24 protein-coding genes and 2 pseudogenes are annotated in these 23,258 nt (G+C 37.6%); 17 read left to right on the plus strand and 9 right to left on the minus strand.

Annotated features, from left to right (window positions below; translation table 11 throughout):
- Nucleotides 1–311 (plus strand): annotated as a pseudogene (locus CL42_RS17175) (hypothetical protein); the annotation flags it as partial.
- A gap of 149 nt (nt 312–460) precedes the next feature.
- Entirely contained in the window at nt 461–937 is a 477-nt protein-coding gene (locus CL42_RS00010) for a hypothetical protein (RefSeq protein ID WP_035263591.1), read from the plus strand.
- A 44-nt stretch (nt 938–981) separates the two neighbouring features.
- Here CL42_RS00010 and CL42_RS16415 read toward each other — a convergent pair whose 3' ends face one another.
- From CL42_RS16415 to prmB, 3 genes are all read right to left on the minus strand, one after another.
- Nucleotides 982–1,335 (minus strand): hypothetical protein, encoded by a 354-nt coding sequence (locus tag CL42_RS16415; RefSeq protein ID WP_155756931.1) that lies wholly within the window; start codon nt 1,333–1,335, stop codon nt 982–984.
- A 98-nt stretch (nt 1,336–1,433) separates the two neighbouring features.
- The gene (aroC, locus tag CL42_RS00020) at nt 1,434–2,519 is read right to left on the minus strand and encodes a chorismate synthase (protein WP_035263593.1); all 1,086 of its coding nucleotides are present in this window, start codon (nt 2,517–2,519) and stop codon (nt 1,434–1,436) included.
- Nucleotides 2,520–2,533: 14 nt separating this feature from the next.
- The gene (gene prmB / locus CL42_RS00025) at nt 2,534–3,544 is read right to left on the minus strand and encodes a 50S ribosomal protein L3 N(5)-glutamine methyltransferase (protein WP_035263595.1); all 1,011 of its coding nucleotides are present in this window, start codon (nt 3,542–3,544) and stop codon (nt 2,534–2,536) included.
- Nucleotides 3,545–3,915: 371 nt separating this feature from the next.
- Here prmB and CL42_RS00030 point away from each other — a divergent pair, with 371 nt between their 5' ends.
- The 6 genes and pseudogenes from CL42_RS00030 (at nt 3,916) to CL42_RS00055 (ending at nt 9,382) form a co-directional block, all read left to right on the plus strand.
- A complete protein-coding gene (locus CL42_RS00030) occupies nt 3,916–4,125 on the plus strand; it encodes a cold-shock protein (RefSeq protein ID WP_035263597.1) in 210 nt (69 codons plus the stop codon).
- 124 nt (nt 4,126–4,249) lie between these two features.
- Complete coding sequence (locus CL42_RS00035; RefSeq protein WP_035263599.1) at nt 4,250–4,555, plus strand: hypothetical protein; 306 nt, start codon at nt 4,250–4,252, stop codon at nt 4,553–4,555.
- Between the two features lie 143 nt (nt 4,556–4,698).
- A pseudogene (locus CL42_RS00040) lies at nt 4,699–6,071 on the plus strand (ABC1 kinase family protein).
- 226 nt (nt 6,072–6,297) lie between these two features.
- Nucleotides 6,298–7,593, plus strand: a complete 1,296-nt coding sequence (locus CL42_RS00045; protein ID WP_035263601.1) for an acyl-CoA dehydrogenase family protein — start codon at nt 6,298–6,300, stop codon at nt 7,591–7,593.
- A gap of 30 nt (nt 7,594–7,623) precedes the next feature.
- Nucleotides 7,624–8,823 (plus strand): acyl-CoA dehydrogenase family protein, encoded by a 1,200-nt coding sequence (locus CL42_RS00050; protein WP_035263603.1) that lies wholly within the window; start codon nt 7,624–7,626, stop codon nt 8,821–8,823.
- Between the two features lie 73 nt (nt 8,824–8,896).
- A complete protein-coding gene (locus CL42_RS00055; protein WP_035263605.1) occupies nt 8,897–9,382 on the plus strand; it encodes a GNAT family N-acetyltransferase in 486 nt (161 codons plus the stop codon).
- A 38-nt stretch (nt 9,383–9,420) separates the two neighbouring features.
- Here the strand turns inward: CL42_RS00055 and CL42_RS00060 are convergent, their stop codons facing one another.
- Nucleotides 9,421–10,632: an alkane 1-monooxygenase gene (locus CL42_RS00060; RefSeq protein ID WP_035263607.1), complete on the minus strand. Its 1,212-nt coding sequence runs from the start codon at nt 10,630–10,632 to the stop codon at nt 9,421–9,423.
- A 188-nt stretch (nt 10,633–10,820) separates the two neighbouring features.
- Here CL42_RS00060 and CL42_RS00065 point away from each other — a divergent pair, with 188 nt between their 5' ends.
- The gene (locus CL42_RS00065; protein WP_035263609.1) at nt 10,821–11,753 is read left to right on the plus strand and encodes an AraC family transcriptional regulator; all 933 of its coding nucleotides are present in this window, start codon (nt 10,821–10,823) and stop codon (nt 11,751–11,753) included.
- Between the two features lie 76 nt (nt 11,754–11,829).
- On the opposite strand, the gene CL42_RS00070 is transcribed toward CL42_RS00065, so the two are convergent.
- The 3 genes from CL42_RS00070 to CL42_RS00080 form a co-directional block, all read right to left on the minus strand.
- Nucleotides 11,830–13,695: a SurA N-terminal domain-containing protein gene (locus CL42_RS00070; protein ID WP_035263611.1), complete on the minus strand. Its 1,866-nt coding sequence runs from the start codon at nt 13,693–13,695 to the stop codon at nt 11,830–11,832.
- 128 nt (nt 13,696–13,823) lie between these two features.
- A complete protein-coding gene (locus CL42_RS00075; protein WP_035263613.1) occupies nt 13,824–14,096 on the minus strand; it encodes an HU family DNA-binding protein in 273 nt (90 codons plus the stop codon).
- Between the two features lie 168 nt (nt 14,097–14,264).
- Nucleotides 14,265–14,693: a phasin family protein gene (locus CL42_RS00080; protein ID WP_035263849.1), complete on the minus strand. Its 429-nt coding sequence runs from the start codon at nt 14,691–14,693 to the stop codon at nt 14,265–14,267.
- Nucleotides 14,694–14,926: 233 nt separating this feature from the next.
- Here CL42_RS00080 and CL42_RS00085 point away from each other — a divergent pair, with 233 nt between their 5' ends.
- The 8 genes from CL42_RS00085 to fdx all read left to right on the plus strand — a co-directional run bounded on the left by CL42_RS00085 (nt 14,927) and on the right by fdx (nt 21,119).
- Nucleotides 14,927–15,577, plus strand: a complete 651-nt coding sequence (locus tag CL42_RS00085; RefSeq protein WP_035263616.1) for a hypothetical protein — start codon at nt 14,927–14,929, stop codon at nt 15,575–15,577.
- A 139-nt stretch (nt 15,578–15,716) separates the two neighbouring features.
- A complete protein-coding gene (locus CL42_RS00090) occupies nt 15,717–16,190 on the plus strand; it encodes an Rrf2 family transcriptional regulator (RefSeq protein WP_035263618.1) in 474 nt (157 codons plus the stop codon).
- Between the two features lies 1 nt (nt 16,191).
- Complete coding sequence (locus CL42_RS00095) at nt 16,192–17,409, plus strand: IscS subfamily cysteine desulfurase (RefSeq protein ID WP_035263620.1); 1,218 nt, start codon at nt 16,192–16,194, stop codon at nt 17,407–17,409.
- Nucleotides 17,410–17,512: 103 nt separating this feature from the next.
- Nucleotides 17,513–17,899, plus strand: a complete 387-nt coding sequence (gene iscU, locus CL42_RS00100) for a Fe-S cluster assembly scaffold IscU (protein ID WP_035263622.1) — start codon at nt 17,513–17,515, stop codon at nt 17,897–17,899.
- 30 nt (nt 17,900–17,929) lie between these two features.
- Complete coding sequence (iscA, locus tag CL42_RS00105) at nt 17,930–18,250, plus strand: iron-sulfur cluster assembly protein IscA (RefSeq protein WP_035263624.1); 321 nt, start codon at nt 17,930–17,932, stop codon at nt 18,248–18,250.
- A 101-nt stretch (nt 18,251–18,351) separates the two neighbouring features.
- Nucleotides 18,352–18,867: a Fe-S protein assembly co-chaperone HscB gene (hscB, locus tag CL42_RS00110; protein WP_035263626.1), complete on the plus strand. Its 516-nt coding sequence runs from the start codon at nt 18,352–18,354 to the stop codon at nt 18,865–18,867.
- 37 nt (nt 18,868–18,904) lie between these two features.
- Nucleotides 18,905–20,764: a Fe-S protein assembly chaperone HscA gene (gene hscA, locus CL42_RS00115; protein ID WP_035263628.1), complete on the plus strand. Its 1,860-nt coding sequence runs from the start codon at nt 18,905–18,907 to the stop codon at nt 20,762–20,764.
- Between the two features lie 16 nt (nt 20,765–20,780).
- Nucleotides 20,781–21,119, plus strand: coding sequence for an ISC system 2Fe-2S type ferredoxin (gene fdx / locus CL42_RS00120; protein ID WP_035263630.1), 339 nt, complete (start codon nt 20,781–20,783; stop codon nt 21,117–21,119).
- 65 nt (nt 21,120–21,184) lie between these two features.
- On the opposite strand, the gene CL42_RS00125 is transcribed toward fdx, so the two are convergent.
- Nucleotides 21,185–22,627, minus strand: coding sequence for an adenylate/guanylate cyclase domain-containing protein (locus CL42_RS00125; protein ID WP_035263632.1), 1,443 nt, complete (start codon nt 22,625–22,627; stop codon nt 21,185–21,187).
- A gap of 52 nt (nt 22,628–22,679) precedes the next feature.
- Nucleotides 22,680–23,117, minus strand: a complete 438-nt coding sequence (locus tag CL42_RS00130; protein ID WP_035263634.1) for an HIT domain-containing protein — start codon at nt 23,115–23,117, stop codon at nt 22,680–22,682.
- Nucleotides 23,118–23,258 lie beyond the last annotated feature (141 nt).

The raw sequence follows: 23,258 nt of genomic DNA on the forward strand, positions 1-23,258 counted from the left end.
TTACCAATCTATTTGATCGAAAATCTTTTGATATCAAGCAAGTGATTTTCACGCTAGATGGTCAAACTTATCCTTACACAACTTTAACTCAAACCAATACACGATCAGTCAACAATTCCGATCTCATTAACTCTTCAAATTACATTGATGTACCAATGAATTTTGTCGTTATGTTTGATCAGTCTAAATCTATCGATATTGCTGTAGTGACAGATCAAGGTGCTATTACGCATAGCATTTTAAAAGATGGGCATGCATCATTTGCCTATCAAACATTTAAAAGTGGCTACCAACAATTTAAGCAAAAGTAAAAAAAAGACCCACTATGGGTCTTTTTTTAATCATCGATACAAAACTGCAACGTGTTATTAGACTGCTAGGCATTTCATTTTTTAGAATTTTTCGTTAGATTTAACAAATTGTGTACACAGTTATAATAAACAAGACAATAGGTAAAATCATGAAAATCAAACTAGCGCTTATTTCAGCATTGGTTGTATTAACAGGTTGTGCAGGAAGTTATCCAGAACGTGTTGTAACCAAAGGACCTCTCATCTGTGCTACTGATGAAATTTGCCCTGAGCTTGCACTCCGTTGGAATGATGAAAAGCGTAATGGTTTTAAAATAACTGCAGATGTAAATGACACTATACAGCACGATATAAAACAATTGAACTTTATTGTTGATGGTCAGCCTTATGTCTATTCAACAATTCAACCAACCCAATATGCAACTGCAGCTGGTGTAACGAATTCATCTAATTTTATTGTCGTTCCTGTAAGTTTTTTAAACTCATTTAGAGACGCAAAACAAATTGATCTAAAAATCGTGACAGCTAACGGCGAAGTGACTCGTCCCATCCTGCAAGCTGACGGTCAGAAGTCTTCTGCTTACTTAACATTTATCAAAGGTTATACAGGTCAAACTATCGAATAAATGAATTATTCACTAAAAAGCCAGTTCGTTGAACTGGCTTTTTTTTAAGGCTTACAACTTTTTTGATAACTTGTTCCTAAATCTTGGAATGATAACTCAAAAGAATTTCTCATTTTTTTTGCAAATAATGCTTCTTCTTTTGCTTTAGCCATATGAATATTCTTTTGTGCTATTCGCTCTAAAGCATATAATGCATCTGCATATTCACAAGCTCTTTGAATGATCAACGAAATATTCTGCTTACTATCGACCGATTGATGTAATCGAATTTGACTCGCTTCAATTTCGTTATAAATTGACTTCACTTCAATATCAAACTGAGATTGTGTTAAGCCATTCGCATAACTATACGATAATCCGCATAAGACCATCGCCCCTACCAATATCCTTATTTTCAATTGAATTCCCCATAAAACGTTCAATTGCAATTTTAAAATTATATTAAAAAGCCAGATCAATCATCTGGCTTTTTACATCATACGCTTTTTTACTTTGGTTAAATTGGCTCAAATGGCGCAACAACGTCGGCATTTTGGGCACGATGACGCATAAAGTGATCCATTAACACGATTGCAAGCATCGCTTCAGCGATTGGTGTCGCACGAACACCCACACAAGGATCGTGACGACCTTTAGTAAGAACATCCGTATCTTCACGATTAATGGTAATCGTTTTGCCTGGTGTGGTAATAGAAGCAGTAGGTTTTAGTGCAATTGATACACGAATATCTTGACCACTTGAGATACCACCTAATATACCACCAGCGTGATTCGCTAAGAAGCCATCAGTTGTCAGTTCATCACGTGTTTCATGACCAAATTGTTCAGCCACGCCAAAACCATCACCAATCTCTACACCTTTAACCGCATTAATTGACATCATCGCATGAGCGATATCAGCATCTAAACGGTCGAAAACAGGTTCTCCCCAGCCTACGGGTACTTTAGAAGCAATAATTTCAAGTCGTGCTCCACAGCTTGTTCCTTTTTCACGCAATGATGTCACAAGTGCTTCAAAGCGTGGTACGGCATCAACATCACCACAAAAGAATGGATTATTCGGCACTTCATTCCAATCTAGTTTTTCTGTTTTTTCAGTTCCGATTTGTGTTACATGCCCTCGGATTTCAATACCAAACTTTTCAAATAAGAATTTTTTAGCAATTGCACCCGCTGCAACACGCATCGCTGTTTCACGTGCGCTTGAGCGACCACCACCACGGTAATCACGAAAACCATACTTTTGTGTATAAGTATAGTCTGCATGACCTGGACGGAAAGTTTGTGCGATATTACCGTAATCTTTAGATTTTTGGTCTGTATTACGAATTAAAAGACCAATGGATGTCCCAGTGGTTTTACCTTCGAACACACCTGAAATAATTTCAACTTCATCTGGTTCTTTGCGTTGTGTTGCAAATTTAGAGGTACCTGGTTTACGACGATCTAAGTCTATTTGTAAGTCCTCAGCTGATAACTTCAGACCTGGTGGAACTCCATCTACAATCGCCATCAAACCAACACCGTGAGATTCACCACAAGTTGTTACACGGAACAATTGTCCAATACTATTGCCAGCCATGTTCAACAACTCCTTTAAACTTGAACAGATTGAATGAATAAATCACGATATTGACGGCATTGTGCTGCAGTCAGTGCAAAAATACCTGATCCACCACGTTGGAATTGCAACCAGTAGAAATCAACAGTATTAAAGTTTTGCTTCATCGCCCATTCTGAGTTGCCCACTTCAATGACGATTAAACCATCTTCAGTTAAATAGTCTGCGGCTTGAGCCAGCATTTTACGCACAAGATCCAAACCATCTTGACCCGCTGCCAATGCCAATTCTGGCTCGTGATGAAACTCATCTGGTAAATCTGCCATATCTTCAGCATCGACATACGGCGGATTAGAAACAATTAAATCATATTGATTTTCGGCAGGTATTTTAGCGAAAAGATCAGATTCCAATAAAGCGACTTGATACTGTTTATTGTGATGCTCACAGTTGATTTGTGCAACTTCAAGGGCTTCTTTTGAAATATCAGTAGCATCGACTTCAGAATCAGGGAATGCATATGCCAAAGCAATTGCGATACAACCAGAGCCAGTACACATATCCAAAATACGCTGTGGAGTTTTAGGATTTGGATTCACTGGCAAATTATTGACCGCTTCACCCATTTCACCATTTTCAGTCAAACAATAAGGTGCAAAACGATTTTCAATCAGCTCAACGATTGGTGAGCGTGGAATCAGTACACGCTCATCTACATAAAATGGTTTACCAAAGAAATAAGCAAGATTTAATAAATATGAAGTAGGAACACGGTCATTGATACGACGTTCGAGTAAACTCAAGAATTCCGCAACTTCGCTTGGCAGCAATTTTGAGTCTAAAATCTCAGCATCGGCATTCCAGTCTAGTGACAAAGTTTGTAAAACTAAAGCAGAACTTTCAGCAAAATAATCTTCAGTACCTTGACCTAAGTGTGCATCGTATTGACGTAATGCTGTAACTCCAAAACGAATAAAATCTCGAATAGTTGTTAAGTTTTCAGCGGCTTCCTGTAGATGTTCAGGGCTAATAGTCGGTCGATCCACTTAAGGCGTCTCCAAGGTCAATTTTTTAAAAACGGTCTATGATACCTTGTTTTATCCTATTAATAAAAAGTTCTATCCGTGTTATTCGGCAAATTTGTATTGAAAATTTGAATAGTTAGAATTATCCATTGAATAAGGTCTACTCATTCAGGTTTTAAAATAGCGAGAAAGTTGATTAAAACTAACGATATTGAAAATAATCGTGTATACTCGAAGCCAACTAGAAAATTTATGTTGTTTCATTAAATCTTTTATTTCGCAGTGTTAGTCATAATCCTACGTTTGGTTTCAGATTTTAAGTTTCATTTTTTTTCCAAGTTACATCATTGAGTTCAAACTCATAACATTAAAGTTTTATTAGGATTCCTATTATGTCTAATACTGTTAAAGGTACAGTTAAATGGTTCAACGAAACTAAAGGTTTCGGTTTCATCCAACAAGAAAACGGTCCTGACGTTTTTGCTCACTTTAGCGAAATCAAAGGTTCAGGCTTTAAAACTTTGGCTGAAGGCCAACAAGTTGAATTCAGCGTAACTCAAGGTCCTAAAGGTCCTAACGCTGTTGACATCGTAGCAGTTTAATTAACTGTTAAAAAAAAGCGGGCTTTGCCTGCTTTTTTTTGTCTCTCGAAAAGCTCACCAGACTTGAAAAAGAAAATTTAGACTCAAACTAATAAAAGTTAAAGTGAATTTCAAAAGTTAAAGTATGAGTTATAAACACAATAATTTAATGGCAATGCGTCAAAATTACTGGAGTGATGATTCTTCCCCTCGTGTCACAACAGAAAAACAATTTCTTAAGCAATTTTTGATGGATCATCAAGTTTTTGAAAATCCAAGTTTGGATGATGTTAAATATTTTGTCTTCAGCTTACCTAGCGTCATTATTATCAAAGCATATGCCCTTGGATTTATTCATGAAACTGTTGTCAACTTAATGAAGTTATTCATCTCTGAGTATCGCGTGTCTCTGTCTAATCGAGCTCAACTCCCAGTTAAATATCGACTTTAAAAAGCTTAGGCTATTTCAGTTTGAATAAATTGACCATTTATACACCTGATATTGAAATACTTGAACTATTTTAATACGTTCATAACATGTAATATTCAATACAATGATTTCTCTGCGCGATTCGCTTAAAGGACCTAAACTTCATGTCAGATCAGAATGAAAAGCTTAAACAATTAAAAACTTCTTCAATGGATCGCCGTCTTTCGATTGCGAAAGCTTCTCTACTGGCTGGCACACGCTGGGCTGCTTCAAGTGCGAGTTCTATTTTTTCAAGCGAAGAAGAAAAAGAAAAAAACGTAAACAAGCGATGAAAGAACAAGCTGACTATCTCGTTGCTGAAATCGGTAAATTAAAAGGCTCTATCGTCAAAATTGGTCAAATGATGGCGTTATATGGTGAGCATTTTCTACCTGAAGAGATCACGCAAGCTTTAAACACTTTAAATAATCAGACCGTTGCCCTCGCGTGGCCTGCGATCCATGAGCAACTGCGCAACCAACTTGGCTCTAAACTCGATGATCTCACCATTGATCATGAGCCTTTAGGCACCGCATCATTAGCACAGGTTCACCGTGCAACACGTAAGTCTGATGGTCTTGAATTGGTGCTCAAAGTTCAATATCCCGGTGTAGCAAGCGCAATTGACTCAGATATGAGCTTGTTTAAGAACATGCTCAAACTTACACGCATGGTTCCTCAAACTCGTGAATTTGATCAATGGTTTGATGAGGTTCGCGAAATGATGCACCGTGAAGTAAATTACAAAATTGAAGCTGAAACAACACGTCGTTTTAGAGCGCGTTTAAAAGATGATCCGCGTTATGTTGTTCCACAAATTATTGATCAATATTGTACAGATCAAGTGCTTTGTATGACTTTTGAGCGTGGTGTTCCGATTAATAGCCCAGTCATGCTTTCACTCCCTCAGGAACGTCGCAACAAATTAGGTGAAGCATCGCTTGAAATTGCCGTTCGTGAAGTATTTGAATGGGGCGAGATGCAGACTGATCCTAACTTTGGTAACTACCTAGTACGCTTAGGTGACGGCGCGCAAATTGAAGATAAAATCATTCTTTTAGACTTCGGTGCGATCCGTCAATTTGATGATCAACTCCTCAAGGTAGCTCGTAATTTAATTACCGCGGGCTATCATCATGATGCTCAAGCCATGGTCAATGCTATGACAGGTTATGAGTTTTTCGATGCAATGCCATTAAGCATTAAACCTGACATGGCAAAAGTGTTCCTTCTAGCTACTGAAGCTTTTAGTACTTATAGCAATAATCCAGACCTACCAACAGGCATTATGGATGAACAGCAGCGCTATGATTGGAAACAAAGCCACCTGCATAGCCGTGTGATGCAACGAGCATCCAAGTCGATGGCATCGCGCTATTTTTCAGTTCCACCAAAAGAATTTATGTTCATCAGTCGTAAGTTCATAGGTGCATATACATTCATGACTGTGATCGAAGCAAAAACAAATGTACGTAAAATGATCCAATCATATATTTAATGAACTAAGACCATAGTGATCTATCGTGTCACTATGGTCAATTTATTAAATAAAAAATTTAATTACTAAAAAGAATATATCTTAAATTTCATTAAAATACCTATTGAATTACCATTTATCTGTTTGGTCAAAAAAGTCTTTTAAGCTAGTCATTTTCGACATAGTCATTTCACTAAACACATGTCACGATCTTGTTGTATAAAAAACCATCAGGGAATTTACAACAATGAATGATATCGCAAACAAAGCGCAAGGTTTAGGCTTAGCCTTGATCACTAAGCTCGCAGGCAGTGATTTAATCGATCAATTAAAACTAAGAAAAATTATCGAACGCTCGCTTTATCAAGGTTCTAAGGCTGGATTTAAAACCTTGGGCTCTACACAGAAAATTTTTAAACAAAAATCCAATACTCCGACTCAACGTCTATCCAATCAGCAAAAAGGGTTATTTGATCTCAGCCTTTCTGAAGAACAACAGATGACTGTTGATGCGATGCAACAATTTGCTCATGAAGTTCTCTACCCCCTAGCACATACAGCCGACCACCAAGCTACTTTTCCAGAAAACTTATGGGCTCAATTTAAAGATTTAGGTGTCAATTATTATGCATTGCCTGAACAATACGGCGGCGTTGCTTCAGAAAAGAATGTGGTTACAAATGTGCTGATCGCAGAGCAACTTGCACAAGGTGACTTCTCATTAACAGCTACATTACTCTCCTCGTTCTCAGTCATTAATGCAATTACACAGTGGGGTTCAGCAGAGATTCAAAATAAGTATTTGTCGGCATTTAGCGAACAAGATGATCTATTTGCAACTTTTGCTGTTCAGGAAAATACACCTGCTTTCAACCCTTTCCAATTAAAAACAAAAGCGACACGCCAAGGCGATCATTTTGTCATTAATGGTGAAAAAACTATCGTTATTCTAGGTGAGCAGGCAGATCTTTTATTGGTTTCCGCAGATTTAGATGGAACAGCTCAGGTTTTCATTGTTGAGCGAAATGAAACGATTTCATATAAAGCAAATCCAGCAATGGGGCTTAAAGCAACCCAATCTGTGAGCCTAAAATTTAACAACACACCAGCATTTAAACTAAATGAGCAAGATTTTGATTATTCAGCGTTCATTGATCTGGGCAATTTAATGTGGTGTGCAATGGCAGTGGGTACATGCCAAGCGGTTAAACAATATTGCATTCAGTATGCCAATGAACGCACCGCATTTGGTGAACCAATATCCCACCGTCAAAGTGTTGCATTTATGATCGCGGATATGGCTATTGAAATTGATGCTATGAAAATGTTGGTTTTGAATGCTGCAAGCCGCGCAGAATCAGGTTTAAGTTTCCATCGTGAAGCATACTTAGCACGAATTTTGTGTGCAGAAAAATCAATGAAAATTGGCACTGATGGCGTACAACTCTTAGGTGGACATGGCTTTACCAAAGAACATCCAGTTGAACGTTGGTATCGGGATTTGCGTGCTACTGCCATTATGCATTCTGGTTTACATGCTTAATCAAATAATAAAAATTTAAGGACAAAGATGATGAATTTAGAGAATCCGAAAAAATTTAAAATGCTTGTTGATCAAGCTCATCAGACAGCGTTAAACGTGCTTCGCCCTATTTCACGCAAATATGATAAAGCTGAACATGCTTATCCCAAAGAACTCGACATGTTAGCATCCCTATTGGATGGTATGAATGAAGGTGGCGATGGCATGAATGCTGGCGCTGCCGTCAATAAACGTGGAGATACGACTCAAGGCAACAAAAATGGCGTGAACATGTCTACTGCTTTGGGTGTAATTGAGATGTGTTATGGCGATACTGGTTTATTACTTACCATGCCTCGCCAAGGATTAGGTAACTCTGCAATTGCTGCTGTAGCCAATGAAGAGCAACTTGAACGCTTCAAAGGAACTTGGGCTGCGATGGCAATTACCGAGCCAGGCTGTGGATCTGATTCTGCAGCAATACGCACCACAGCGACTAAAGATGGTGATGATTATATTTTAAATGGCGAGAAAATTTTCGTCACTTCTGGTGAACGAGCTGATTCAGTCGTGGTTTGGGCAACACTCGATAAAAAACTTGGGCGTGCAGCAATCAAATCATTTGTTGTTCCTAAAGGCACGCCTGGCATGACCGTTGAACGTCTTGAACATAAACTCGGAATTAAAGCTTCAGATACTGCTGTCATTCGCTTTATCGATTGTCGTGTCCCTGCTGCAAATTTATTAGGCAATGCTGAAATCGATGTTGCAAAAGGTTTCGCTGGCGTCATGGAAACTTTTGATAATACACGCCCTCTTGTGGCCGCAATGGCAGTTGGGTGCTCTAAAGCGTCTTTAGAGCGTATCAAGGAAATTTTTAAAGACCAACTAGATGCTGAATATGCCACCCCCTACCTTCAATCCTCAAATATTGCAGCTCAGATTTATCGTATGGAAGCAGAATGGGAAGCTGCTCGTTTATTAACCCTAAAAGCTGCATGGATGGCTGACAATAAAAAGCCTAACTCGCGTGAAGCTTCAATTGCAAAAGCGAAAGCTGGACGAATTTGTAATGAAATTACATTGAAGTGTGTCGAACTTGCTGCAAGTGTTGGCTATACCGAAGATGAGTTGTTGGAAAAATGGGCGCGTGACTCCAAAATACTAGATATCTTCGAGGGTACACAACAAATTCAACAGCTTATTGTTGCGCGCCGTGAACTTGGAAAATCATCAAGCGAATTGAAATAAATCACGTTGAATTAAACTCAACTCCGATGAAACTTAGATATACTCTGTGAAGATTTACTAAGTTTCATCGATTATGTACTTTATTCGAACTATTCAACTCCAAGATAATCCCCATATTGCAAAAATCATTCGTGAAGTCTCAGTGGAGTTTGCTCTCGCTGCTGAATCAGGCTTCGCAGTAGCAGATCCAATTCTAGATCAACTCTATGACGTTTATACAAAACCTCACTCCATATATTGGGTTATTAGCAATGACCAACACGAGGTCTTTGGTGGTGGGGGCATTGCACCTTTGCTGGGCCACGAAAACACCCTAGAGATACAAAAAATGTATTTTATGCCCTCAATACGAGGTTTGGGTTTTGCAAAACAAATTCTAGAAAAATGTATCCAATTTGCACGAGATCAGGGTTACACGCAAATTTATCTCGAAACCACAGCATCTCTCTGGCAGGCTGTAAAATTATATGAAAAATTAGGTTTTCAACATCTACAACACCCATTAGGAAATACTGGACATAGTGATGCATGCGAAATACGCATGTTAAAAGTATTATAAAAAAACCGACCCATGGTCGGTTTTTTTATTTTTGAGGGTTAGCCCAATAATTTATCAATAACACCAAATTTTTTAAAAATTTTTGCTCGTCGTTTAGGATGAATATTGGCTTTATTTAAATCGCCACCATAATGGTCAAATACGCGCTTATCCATAATTTTAAACCATAACTTAGGTATTAAAACTGGGATCAACATCGTCGCATATCCACTTGGCAACACTGGCGCTTCTTCAAAGTTTCTCAATGCTTGGAATGGTCGTGTCGGATAAGCATGATGATCCGAATGGCGCTGCAACTGGTATAAGAATAGATTGGTTGTGATGTTATTATTATTCCAACTATGTTCAGGCATAGTACGCGAATAACTTCCATCTTCTTTCTTCTCTCGCAATAAGCCGTAGTGCTCAAGATAGTTGACCATTTCGAATAAAGTCACACCATAAAGTGACTGAATGGCTAAGAATGGTAAAATTTTCTTACCATACAGTTTTAGCATCGTTGCGTGAAAAGTTGCACTAATGGCTGCGCCGTGAAATAGTTCATTTTTCAGTGAAAAGAACGATTCACCTTTACGATTTAATCGATGTTTCTCAATCTGTATTGCCGACTTCAAGCCACCGCTAATGGTTCTTGGAAGAAACTCATAAAAGGTCTCACCCATCTTAGAGGTCGCTGGATCTTCTGGAGTAGCAGCACGTTTATGATGCCCATATGGGTGCTCAATACGGAAATGATTGTATCCAAGTGGTGCTAGTGTCACGTGTGACCAATAATGATCTGCACGCTTTGGACGATGGCATAGTTCATGGGCAGTATTCACACCAATACCGTTGATCAACCCCATAGTACAACCAATCAACAACTGATCCAACAATGGGGTTTCTTTACGAGAGACCACGTATCCAGCAAAAAAATTGGCTGCATATTGTAAAGGAACAAACATTTTTACTATACGATCATAGTAAGGATCACTGACTAATTTTTTGATCTGCTCATCACTCGGATTATTCTCATCAGTACCGACCAAAGCATCAATGGTGGGAATAATTACGTGTAATAATAAAGGTCCACCTAATGCAAACAATTTTTTAGTTGCTTTAGGTCCGTATTGATATCCAGCCAAAAAGCCCATCCCTAATACAGGCAGTGCTGGACTAAGCAACCATAAGTAACGCTTCTTATCCAGTTGTAAGCCTTGCGCTATCGGGTTCTGACTCAATAACTCTTCAACTTTTACCTTTGCATTCACTTGCAATTTTCCTTTTCTATTTCTTATTTTTATCTTTGGTCATTTCAAATTTCAAATACAGTCGTAATCGTCCAAAAAAGCTATTGAGTCGTATTTCCACAACGATTTTGAAGATAAAATACATTATAGAAATCTTTACACATGTTAAGATTCAGCAATTGTAAGCGTATAGGGAATATACGAAAAACATGGATGCCCTCAGTCAAGTTTTTGAAGATATTCACCTCAAAAATACGGAATATCTCTACCTTCAAGCACAAGGTAAATGGGCTTTTGAGTTAAGTCATCAAACAGCCATGATTACCTATATTTTATTATACGGTGAAGCCTTTTTTAAATTTCAAAATGGCGAACAGCTACACTTAAAAGCTGGAGATATGGCAATTATTCCTTCTGGAATGTCACATCAAGCCTATAGCCATCAAGAACAAAGATTAGTCAACATTACTCAAATAGATCATTTATTTAAAGGTTTAAGAGATGATGAAATTATCCTCGGTGACGAAGATGATAAATCTGAGAAATCTCTCATCTTCAGTATACGATCTAATATGGACAGTATTATGGGTGGACCATTGATTCAAGCCTTACCCACTTATATCCATTTAAACAATGCACTGAATGCTAGAGAGCCGGAGTGGTTAAGGATCGGGCTTTATTTCGTGGCTGATGAAACCAAGATGAACCGACCGGGTCGCCATAAGATTATGGATCACGTGGTGAGTATTATGTTAATCGAATGCGTGAGAGATTACATTTCCACGCTTACAGATCAGAATAACTGGTTAAATGCACTTACTCACCCACAACTGAGCCCTGCATTTTCAGCGATTCACAGCCAACCAGAACGAAACTGGACTGTAGAATCATTGGCAGAAACTTGCTTTATGTCGCGTTCAAAATTCGCTCATTTATTTCAAAATATGGTGAATGAAACACCATTAGCATACTTACAGAAACACCGTTTAAGATTAGCCAGTCAACTTTTACGCTTGAGCCAGCTTTCAATTCAACAAATTGCGCACAAAGTTGGTTATTCATCAGAGACTGCATTTAGTCAAGCCTTCAAAAAACATTATCTATGCAGTCCAAGCCAATATCGTAATACTTATTTGAATTAATCGAATTGAATAAATCATAGCAAAATAAAAAAAGACACCGAAGTGCTTTTTTTATGAAGATAGAATTACTGGTGAGTTACTTGATTTTTGCAACTGACTTTAAATACTCAGTGTAATCTTTAAGTAATTGTGTACCACGATAGTTTTGATAAAGCTGTGCAAGCTGCTGTTTTTCTTCAGCCGAAATCGAATCCATAGATGGTTTATTTACCTCAGCCACACCGATAATTACCATTTCATTTGGTAATTGAGCTGTAGTCACAGACCACATTCCTGCTTTAGGTGCAGGCACACTAAATGCAGCACGTTCAATTTCTCGTTTAAGACCTTGAGAACGAGTAAAAACACCAGCATTTACGAAAGATTGCTGATGCTTAGTTAAAACCTGCTGTGAAGGTAGTGTTTTAAAATCCTTTAACATTGCAGCAACTTTTGCTTGAGCAGCTTCATATGCCTTTTGATTCAACAGCTTTTCTTTAACCTTCGCTTTAGCTACTGATAAAGGTTGAACACCAGCTTCACGGTATTCACGAACTTTCAACCAAACTGTATCACCATTCGCCAATTGTATATTGCTGGTCGCATTACGATCACCATTTTTTACGTCTTGACTAAAGATCTTAGCTTTTACAGCAGGATCCGCTAGGACTGTATTTTGAGTGGCAAGAGTTACATTATTCGCAGTAACCAATTTAGCCGATTTTAATTCCTGAGGGACTACATCTAAAGCATCGCTACTTACAACGAGCTCATTCAAACCATTTACTAGATCAGAATAAGCATTGGCATTTTTAGATTTTAATAAATCAGCTTCAAGACGTGCTTTTTCAGACTCAAAACTAGCAACATTCACTTGAGCAGCTTTAGTTTGAATAATATGTACACCAAAATCGGTTTTTACTGGCTTAGAAATCGTACCTTTTGAAGCTTGAACTGCATTATCAAAAGCATCACCGAATACACCGGCTTCATAACCATCAACTCGACCCGCATTATCTTTGGAACTAGAATCTTCAGAATACTGTTGAGCAGCCTCTGCAAAAGATAATCCTGATTGAATTTTTGCATAGACATCATTGGCTATTTTTTCAGCCTCAAGCGCAGTACGATTATCTGTTGTAATCAAAATATGTTGGACTTCAACTTTAGCATTTTTATTTTGTTGAGTTACATATTGATCATAAGCTTGTTTTAATTCTGCATCTGTAACAGTTGTTGTGGCATTTGCTACCATAGCAGGCGTTACCAATACATAATCAAGATCAACTGAGGCAGGTTGCTTAAACAGCACTTTATGTTTTTCATAATAAGCAGCGACTTCAGCATCAGTTATTTTTAAAGACGTTTTGTAATCATCCAATTTTACAGATGACATAAATAACGTACGTTGCTCACCTTGAAGATTTGCGATTTGCTGAATATCACTTTGGCTTACCAAAGAATTATCACGAATGCTTGAAACTAACATTTGAAGCGCATGATCTTGTCTTAAATTTTGGATTAGACCTTGGCTCGTCATATTAATTGATCGAAGATAGTTTTCATAAGCTTGTTGTGAAAATTTACCATCAACCTGCAGACTTGGCTGTTGAGCAATCATTTGTTCAATCTGAGCATCACTTAAACTGATGCCTAACTTTTCAGCCTGCTGAACCAATAAAGCACGATCAATTAAACTATCTAGAGCCATTTGTTCAATATACGATTGATTCAGAAGTGATTCATCACCTTGAACCATTTGTAAGAATTGATCTTTATAATTCTTCGTTTGAACTTCTAGCTCTTTATTAGAAATTTCTAAATCATTAACGGTTTTAGCAATCCCATCTTTGTTTCCGCCACCGAAATAGCCTTCAATACCGACCAATGCCAATGGTGTCAAAAATAATACTAGAAGGACTTTGCCGAGCCACCCTTTAATGAGTTTACGAAACGATTCCATAGGTATTCCAATATTTTATTTCAAAGCGATTCTAACTGATAATCTAAACCGAATATATCAGATGAAGCCATAAATTTTCTTTTTAATAAAAAACGCGCCAAGTCGGCGCGTTTTGGACTTAATAAGAATTAAGCTACAGAATCTTTTAAACCTTTACCAGCTTTAAAGCTAGGAACTTTGCTTGCTTTAATTTGTAATTCTTCGCCAGTTTTCGGGTTACGACCAGTGCGTGCAGCACGATCTTTAACGCTGAAAGTACCAAATCCTACTAAAGTAACAGAGTCACCTTTTTTCAGCGCTTCGCCAATAGAAGCAATAGTCGCGTCCAATGCCTTACCAGCATCAGTCTTAGACAATCCCCCTTTCTCTGCAATTGCATCAATCAATTCTGATTTATTCATGAAGATTACGTCCTCTTATATCGTTTGTTTAAAATCCAAGGCTTGTATTTTAAAAGGCCATGACGACTTTATAGCAATGCTTTGGGGGGAAACGCAATACTGCTCGACCTGTTTTGATCAAAATAAGCGACAAAAAATACCAAAATTACAGTTTTATCTCTAAATCCATCATTTTTTTTCGAGTTTAGCTCGTAAAGCTTGATTTTCAGCAATGAGCACATCTAATTTCTGGTGAATATCTAAAATCATATTCTCAAGATGTTGTACATCTTTAGTTGAGACGAGCCCAATACGATTAAGCGAAGTACTCACCCCGTGATCTAAAAGTTTTTCCACCTTATCTTTTTTATCCGTAACAGACTCTTTAGTTTTTTCCGCAACTTTGTTTACTGTTTGATCAGTAAATTCAACCGTTTTAGATTCAAGCTCTTCACCAACTTTGACTAAAGAGTCAAACATTTTATTACCTTCTTCCTCTGCGCGAGAAAAAGCACCTAAACCAGCAAGCCAAATTTGTTTAGTATATTTACGAAAATCAAGTGTGGACTTACGTTGATACTTTGTTTTACGTAAGTTTGCAGGTTGTGAGTTGTCCATTAATTCCTGTTCTTTATTGTTATTTACATCTTGATCCACCGTTACACTCCTGTATATTTTAGCCTCTAAACTGACTATTCGTGCATAAAATACATTGATAATATCAAATATCGCTATTGAACCTTGTTCAAAACTGTTCTACAAAGCAATGATAAATGATGTAATCTTAGACTTAATTTAAGTTTGTGTTAATAGAACTTTTTAGATTTATTAAATTTGAATAGGATTTATTTATGAGTGAATCGCAACAACAACAAGGTCATACCCGTTTGTTGCTTAACATTGTTATGTTAGTTTTAGAGACATTCTATTCTTTCGTCTTAAAACATGACCGTGTTGTTCGCCTTCAAGCAAAAAAATTTGTAGAACAACAAATTACAATTAAAATGAATAGCTATATCCCCTATTTTGACTTTTATATCCAATTTACGGATAAAGGCATCTTATTTGACCTTCAAGCGCCAGAAAAAGAACCTGACCTCAAGGTAAGTAGTACTTTAGTCGATATCATTCAAATTTTCGGGTTTGCAAACCGCAGAAGTTTGAAAAAAATGCGTATTGAAGGTGATCAAACCCTTAAAGACGAATTCAGAGATTTAGCATTACATCTCTCAACACCGAAATTACTTTCAGATTGGAAAAACTGGTTAACAACAGCTTCTGAAGACCAAGATACAAAGGCTTCGAGAAAACGCATTGTACCATTACTTGAAAAAATTGACTTACAAAGATCTAAAATCAATACACTTCAAGTAGAGGTAAAACAATATAAAAATCGTATTCGTCGCATGCAAACCAACCAAAAACGTATCAATATTGCGTTCGGGATAGTTTCGGTTCTATTCGTGGCTTTAATCGTGTATAATTTATTGATTATTTATTAAAATAATAAAGTTTTATCTGTTTAAATCCTCGCCATATTTAATTCCGATTAATTTAGTTGGTTTTTAGAAAAAATACTTGACTAAATTAGTCGGAATTCATAAAATTTCATCATCTAGCCTTTTACACGTGTATCGAATCATGCGCTTAACCACTCGCGGTCGCTACGCAGTGACTGCATTACTTGATCTAGCTTTGCAGCCGACTGAACAAACCATTACTTTGGCAGAAATTGCTACTCGCCAAACTATTTCTGTGGCTTATTTAGAACAACTATTTGCTAAATTAAAGCGTCATGGCTTGGTTTCGAGTGTACGTGGTGCTAATGGTGGATACCATTTAGCGCGTAATGCTTCTGATATTACGGTCTTAGAAATTATTGAAGCTGTAAACGAAACTGTTGATGCAACACGTTGTGACCACAAAGGTAACTGCCAAAATGGCGCAATGTGTCTAACTCACGATTTATGGCAAGAACTCTCCCTCCACATTGCCGATTACTTAGCTAAAATCTCTCTTGCTGATTTAGTTGCTCGCGATAACGTTCAAACTGTTGCGATCCGCCAGAATACAGCTCCATTAGATTCAGCCCTTTTATCGGTTACAGGTATTTGACATGAAACGTCCAATTTATCTTGATTATGCTGCAACGACTCCAGTCGACCCACAAGTTGCTGAGCGCATGATGGAATGCCTTACATTCGATGGGACTTTTGGTAACCCTGCATCACGTTCGCACGCATATGGTTGGCAAGCTGAAGAAAAAGTTGAATACGCTCGTGAGCAAGTTGCAAATCTTGTAAAAGCAGATCCACGCGAAATCGTTTGGACATCTGGCGCTACAGAATCTGACAACCTTGCACTGAAAGGTGTTGCACAGTTCTACGCTTCAAAAGGCAAACACATCATTACGAGTAAAATTGAACATAAAGCAATTTTAGATACTTGCCGTGAATTAGAACAAGAAGGCTTTGAAATTACCTATCTTGAACCAGAAGCTCAAACAGGTCTAATTACTCCTGAAATGGTTCAAGCTGCTTTACGTCCAGATACAATTCTTGTTTCATTAATGATGGTCAATAATGAAATTGGTACTGTGACTGATGTTGCCGCTATTGGTGAATTAACTCGTGCGAATAAGACATATTTTCACGTAGATGCCGCTCAAGCTGCTGGTAAAGTTGAAATCGATTTATCAACCATGAAAATTGATTTAATGAGTTTCTCTGCTCACAAAATTTATGGCCCTAAAGGTATCGGTGCACTTTACGTACGTCGTAGTCCACGTGTGCGTCTTAAAGCTCAAATGCATGGTGGTGGTCATGAGCGCGGTATGCGTTCTGGTACGCTTGCAACTCACCAAATCGTTGGTATGGGTGAAGCATTTGAACTTGCAGGTAAAAACCTAGTTGCTGAACAAACTCGCTTACGCACTCTACGTGACAAACTTTGGAATGGTCTACAAGATCTTGAACAAGTTTTCTTAAATGGTCATCCGACTCAAAACGTAGCAAACTACTTAAACGTAAGTTTTAACTTCGTTGAGGGTGAATCTTTAATGATGTCACTTAAAGATGCTGCTGTTTCATCTGGTTCAGCTTGTACTTCTGCAACATTAGAACCTTCTTATGTTCTTCGTGCATTAGGCTTATCTGATGAGTTAGCACACAGTTCAATTCGCTTCAGTTTTGGTAAATATACGACTGAAGAAGACATTGATCACGTACTAGAAGTGACAAAAGCTGCTGTAGAAAAATTACGTGACCTTTCTCCACTTTGGGATATGTACAAAGAAGGGATTGATCTGTCGAAAGTTGAATGGACAGAACACTAATTTAAACCAAACACATGCATCTTATTAAGCTTAAATATTGAAATTTAATAAGATGCACCCATATTAAATATTATCAGCCGACCCTGAGGTTTGGAGACGCATCATGGCTTATAGCGAAAAAGTGATTGATCATTACGAAAATCCTCGTAATGTTGGTGTTTTAGATAAAAACGCAGAAAACGTAGGTACAGGTATGGTCGGTGCACCAGCTTGTGGTGACGTTATGCGTCTTCAAATCCAAGTGGATGAGAATGGTGTAATTGAAGAAGCTCGCTTCAAAACTTACGGATGTGGTTCTGCAATTGCTTCAAGTTCACTTGTAACTGAATGGCTAAAAGGTAAAACTTTAGACCAAGCACAGCAAATCAAGAATATTGATATTGCAAATGAACTTGCGCTTCCTCCTGTAAAAGTACACTGCTCTGTACTTGCAGAAGATGCAATTAAAGCTGCTGTAGAAGACTACCGTAGCAAAAAAGCGAAAGCTTAATTTAGCGCTTGATGATTGAATGGAGTTTTCATGATCAATTTAACTGAAAATGCTGCAACTCATATCAGCAATTATTTATTGAATCGCGGTAAGGGTGAAGGTATTCGCGTTGGTGTGAAAACTTCAGGTTGTTCTGGATTGGCTTATGTTCTCGAATTCGTTGATGAAGTTGACGAACATGATCAAGTCTTTGAACAGTTTGGGGTTAAAGTTTTCGTTGATCCGAAGAGCCTTGTTTATCTAGAAGGTATGGAAATGGACTATGTTAAAAATGGTCTAAACGAAGGTTTTGAATTCAACAACCCAAACAAAAAAGGTGAATGTGGTTGTGGTGAATCTTTCACTGTTTAAGATAATCATTCTCTTTTTACCTGATTAAAACAGTGCCCTGCACTGTTTTAATTCTATTCAGCGCCCACTTTTATTTTTCACTATTTTGGAATTTCCAATCCATGAATCATTTTGAGTTGTTTAATCTCCCTGTAGCACTCGATATTGATTTAGCAACTTTGAAAGCTAACTTTCTAAAATTGCAGCAACAATATCATCCAGATAAAGCTGAAAATAAAGACCAAGCCTTGATCAAATCTAGCGAAATCAATCAAGCTTATAAAGTTTTATCTCAAGTTGACAGCCGTGCTGGATATTTACTTACACTCAAAAAACAAGACTATCATTTAGATCAATCCATCAATGATTTCGAATTTTTACAATCTGCATTAGAAATTCGTGAACAGTTAGATGAAGCTCAAAGTTCTGAACAACTTTCATCTTTAAAAACTGAAGTGCAACAATGGATTAATGGTTTAGTTCGCGAATTCAAAATAGACTATGAAGCTGAAGATTGGGCTGAGTCTCGCGATACTGTTCGAAAATTACGTTTCTTCCAAAAAGTGATGAATGATATACATCAAGCTGAAGATCGTATTCTCGATGATGAAGATTTTGACTTAGATGACGAATTCTAATTTTATTTTTTTGTTTTATTTTCAAGGGATTTAACACATGGCACTCTTGCAAATTGCTGAACCTGGACAATCAAGTGCGCCACATGAACATCGCATTGCTATTGGTATTGATTTAGGTACGACCCACTCTCTTGTAGCAACTGTGCTTTCTGGCAAACCTAAAGTTCTAAACGATGAACAAGGTCAAGTGTTACTTCCTTCTATCGTACATTATGCTGAAAACTCTACTGTGCTCGGCAATGACGCAAAACCGTTTATAACTCGTGACCCACAGAATACTATTGTTTCTGTAAAACGTTTTATGGGACGCTCAAAAGCTGATATTAAATTTCAACACCCGTATCAATTGGTGGGTGAAGACAATCAGATGCCTGCTTTTGAAACAGCACAAGGTCGTAAAACACCTGTTGAAATTTCTGCTGAAATTCTAAAAAATCTAAAAGATCGCGCTGAAGCAAGTTTAAAAAATCCCATAAATGGTGCTGTCATTACAGTACCTGCCTATTTTGATGAGGCACAACGTCAAGCAACACGAGACGCTGCACAGCTCGCTGGTTTAAACGTACTGAGATTATTAAACGAACCTACAGCAGCAGCTGTAGCGTATGGTTTAGATCAAGCAACAAATTTAAGTACAGATCAAAATTATGTGATTTACGACTTAGGTGGTGGTACTTTCGACGTATCCATCCTACGTTTCTCACAGGGTGTATTTGAGGTACTCTCTACAGGTGGACACACTGCACTTGGAGGCGATGATTTAGATCGTCTTATCGTCAAGTGGGCTAAAAAATCACTCAATATCGAGACCTTAGATGATAACGAGTATGCACACTTCCTTGTTGCAGCACGTAAAGCGAAAGAAGCTTTATCGGATCAAGATCAAGTTAATCTTCAGCTTTTAGAAAACGAATTAACATTGGATCGTGCAACGTTTGAAAGCATCATTAAAGTTGCTCTAGATAAAACGATTTCAGTGTGCAAACGAGTATTACGTGATGCTAAATTGGAATTAGACGATATTAAAAATGTCGTTTTAGTTGGTGGCTCTACTCGCTCTTATGCGGTACAAAAAGCTGTAGCAGAAGTATTTAGTCAAGAACCTCTGTGTACCATTAATCCAGATGAAGTCGTTGCAATTGGTGCTGCAATTACTGCCAACCAATTAATTGGTAATAGCACCGATGGTTCTTTACTACTTGATGTAACACCGTTATCACTTGGTATTGAAACCATGGGTGGATTAGTAGAGCGATTAATTTCACGCAATACTGCAATTCCTGTCGCTCGTCGTCAAGAGTTCACCACGTATCAAGATGGTCAAACTGCGATGTTAATCCATGTTGTCCAAGGTGAGCGCGATTTAGTAGAACATTGCCGTAGTCTCGGACGTTTTGTTTTACGCGGCATTCCACCGATGACTGCTGGTCAAGCACGCATTGAAGTGACTTATCAAGTCGATGCTGACGGTCTCTTATCGGTATCTGCTCGTGAAACAACATCTAACGTCTCAGCTCAGATTGATATTAAACCATCATACGGTTTATCTGATACTGATATGGAGCGCCTACTGGTTGATGGTTTTAAATTTGCAGCAGAAGATAAAGCCCTTCGTCATTTACATGAAACTAAAGTTGAAGCTCAACGAGAACTTGAAGCTCTTTCTCAAGCGCTTAAAGCTGATATTAAACTCTTGACTGAACAGGAAGCTCAGGATTTAATTTCTGCACAAACTCATTTGGCTCAACAACTTGAAACTTCTGATATTGAAGCAATTGAAGCTGCTGTTGCTGCGTTAAAAGTTCATAGTGATGCATTTGCTGCAAAACGAATGAATCAACATATTGATCATGCTCTCAAAGGCACTAAGCTTGACGATTGGTCAAACTCAAACTAAACATAGGTAAAAATTTATGCCACGTATTAAAGTTCTTCCACATGCGCAAATTTGCCCTGAAGGTGCTGAGTTTGAAGTTGAGCAAAATGCCAATCTTTGCGAAAGCCTTCTAAAAAATGGTATCAAAATTGAACATGCTTGTGATATGTCTGCAGCTTGTACGACCTGCCATGTCATTGTTCGTAAAGGTTTTGATGGTCTTGAAGAAATGAATGATGTAGAAGCAGATTTACTCGATCGTGCTTGGGGTCTAGAGCCAGATTCACGTCTTTCTTGCCAAGTAAAAATTGAAAATGATGATTTAGAAGTTGAAATTCCGAAGTACACGATTAACCATGCTTCTGAAAATCATTAATCATTTGTAAAACTATATAAAAAAGGTCACTTAAGTGACCTTTTTATTTGTGTAGATATAAAATTCTAATTTAGATATTTTACTTCATCAGATAGTTTTAATTTCACAATACCAGAAGAGTTGGTTAAATCCTGCTGAAGTTTAATACGTTCAATCATTTTTTCTAAAACTGCGATTAATTCAGCATATTCGTAATTTTGTACTTCTTCCATATTCAGCACCAGCTGAAACCCTTTGTACTCATAATCAAACCAATGTTGATGGGTTTGCTTGGTACTATATTTTTCCATGACCTGCCAACTTTTAATTGAACCATGAATCCCTTTCAGCTCTATAGGTTCCTGAGGTGCACAAAGATAATAGTTTTTAACTAATTTATAAGTCTCATCCGAGATTAAAATTTCATCAATTTCTGCAGCATTTTGAAGTCTTGCAGCTAAATTCGCATCCCGCCCAACAATGGTATATGCCATTCGATGAACTGCGCCATAGTTACCAACGTGACAATAACCTGTACTAATGCCCATACGTATATGCAATGCTGAGTATCCCATTTTCACCCAGCGTTCACGCAAAAATTTCATTTGTTGACGCATTGCCATCGCCATATCGATGCAATTTTTGGCATCTTGTTCAACCCCTTGCGAATCTGGATCTCCAAAGAAAATGAGAATCGCGTCTCCCATAAACTTGTCAATTGTTCCACCATATTGCTTAGCAATTTCAGTCATATGGCTCAGATAGTCATTCAAAACAAAAGCTAAGTCATCTGGAATAAGAGTCTCTGAAAGCTCAGTAAATCCCTGAATGTCAGAGAAAAAAATCGTAATTTTTTTACGTTTATATTCAAGTTTCGCTTCAGTTTCACCACGCATGATTGATTGCCACAATTGAATTGGTGCATAGCGGCTTAACTGATTCGATAACTCAATATATCGATTCATTTCTTTAAAATAAGTTTGACGTTGAACATCTAATTTTTTTACACGTCGATTCTGATAATAATTAGCAAAATTCACAAAAAGAATCGCACATATACACGAGACTACGGACAATTCGATTGAAGTTTGCTGGAAATAATCTTCAAAACCAAAAATAAAAATTGTACAAATATAAAAAACAATGATTGCAACTAAAATTGCAATCGAACTCACCATCATCGAAATTTTATTATTAACGGCTGTAAACACCAATCCGAACAGAAATACAAATGTTGGCAACAAACTTAAATGCACTGCTGCTAAGGCGGTAGCAACAACAACAACATCAATAATAAAGAACGCAAAACGTCTGGTTTTACTACCGTAACGATATTGGATACTGTGTGAAATTCGGGGTGCCAATAGAATCAGCAAGAAAATAAATAGAGGGTATAAAATCTGATAATTTTGGTTTTGTGAAGTGAAATAATAGATCACAACAAGAATCGCGATCATCACATACCCCATCATCCTGAGGAGTACTTCAAATTGCTGTGGCTCTTTATCCAGCATTCGTTCAAATGGCAATTGCTATTACCTCAATTCACATTATTTTTATTCTTCCCTGAAATTGACGTATTTACTCCATACGCCAATCGAAAGGCATGTCACCTTGACCACGAAGCGCGAGCATGAGCGTTTGACGCATATGCGCTAAAACATCATTACTGTAAGGAACTGCAGGTGAAGCACCCCAAACAGGCTTAGGCCATGCAGAATCATTCTGATAACGAACTACATGATGAAAATGAAGTTGAGGAACCATATTTCCTAGTGCTGCAACGTTCATTTTATCCGCACGGAAAACTCGAGATAATTGACTAGATAACCAGCTAGATTCTCTTAAAAATTGTTCTTGGTCTGCTTGGCTTAATTCATATAATTCAGTTACACCAGGAACACGCGGTACCAAAATCAACCATGGAAATTGCATGTCATTCATTAAACGACAAGTTGAAAGTGGAAAGTCGCCAACAAAAAAAGTATCTTGAGCAAGTTGTGGATGCAAACTAAACATATATTTATAAATGACGCAAAAATTAAATGGATAGCTAATACTAACACAACAGTTTTGGACTGAGTATTATTAGTCATGTGTTTCGATACAAAAAAATATGTATTTCATTGATTTGAATCTCACTCATTCATTGCAATGCAT

The organism is Acinetobacter sp. Ver3 (assembly GCF_000632455.1).
GTDB lineage: Bacteria > Pseudomonadota > Gammaproteobacteria > Pseudomonadales > Moraxellaceae > Acinetobacter.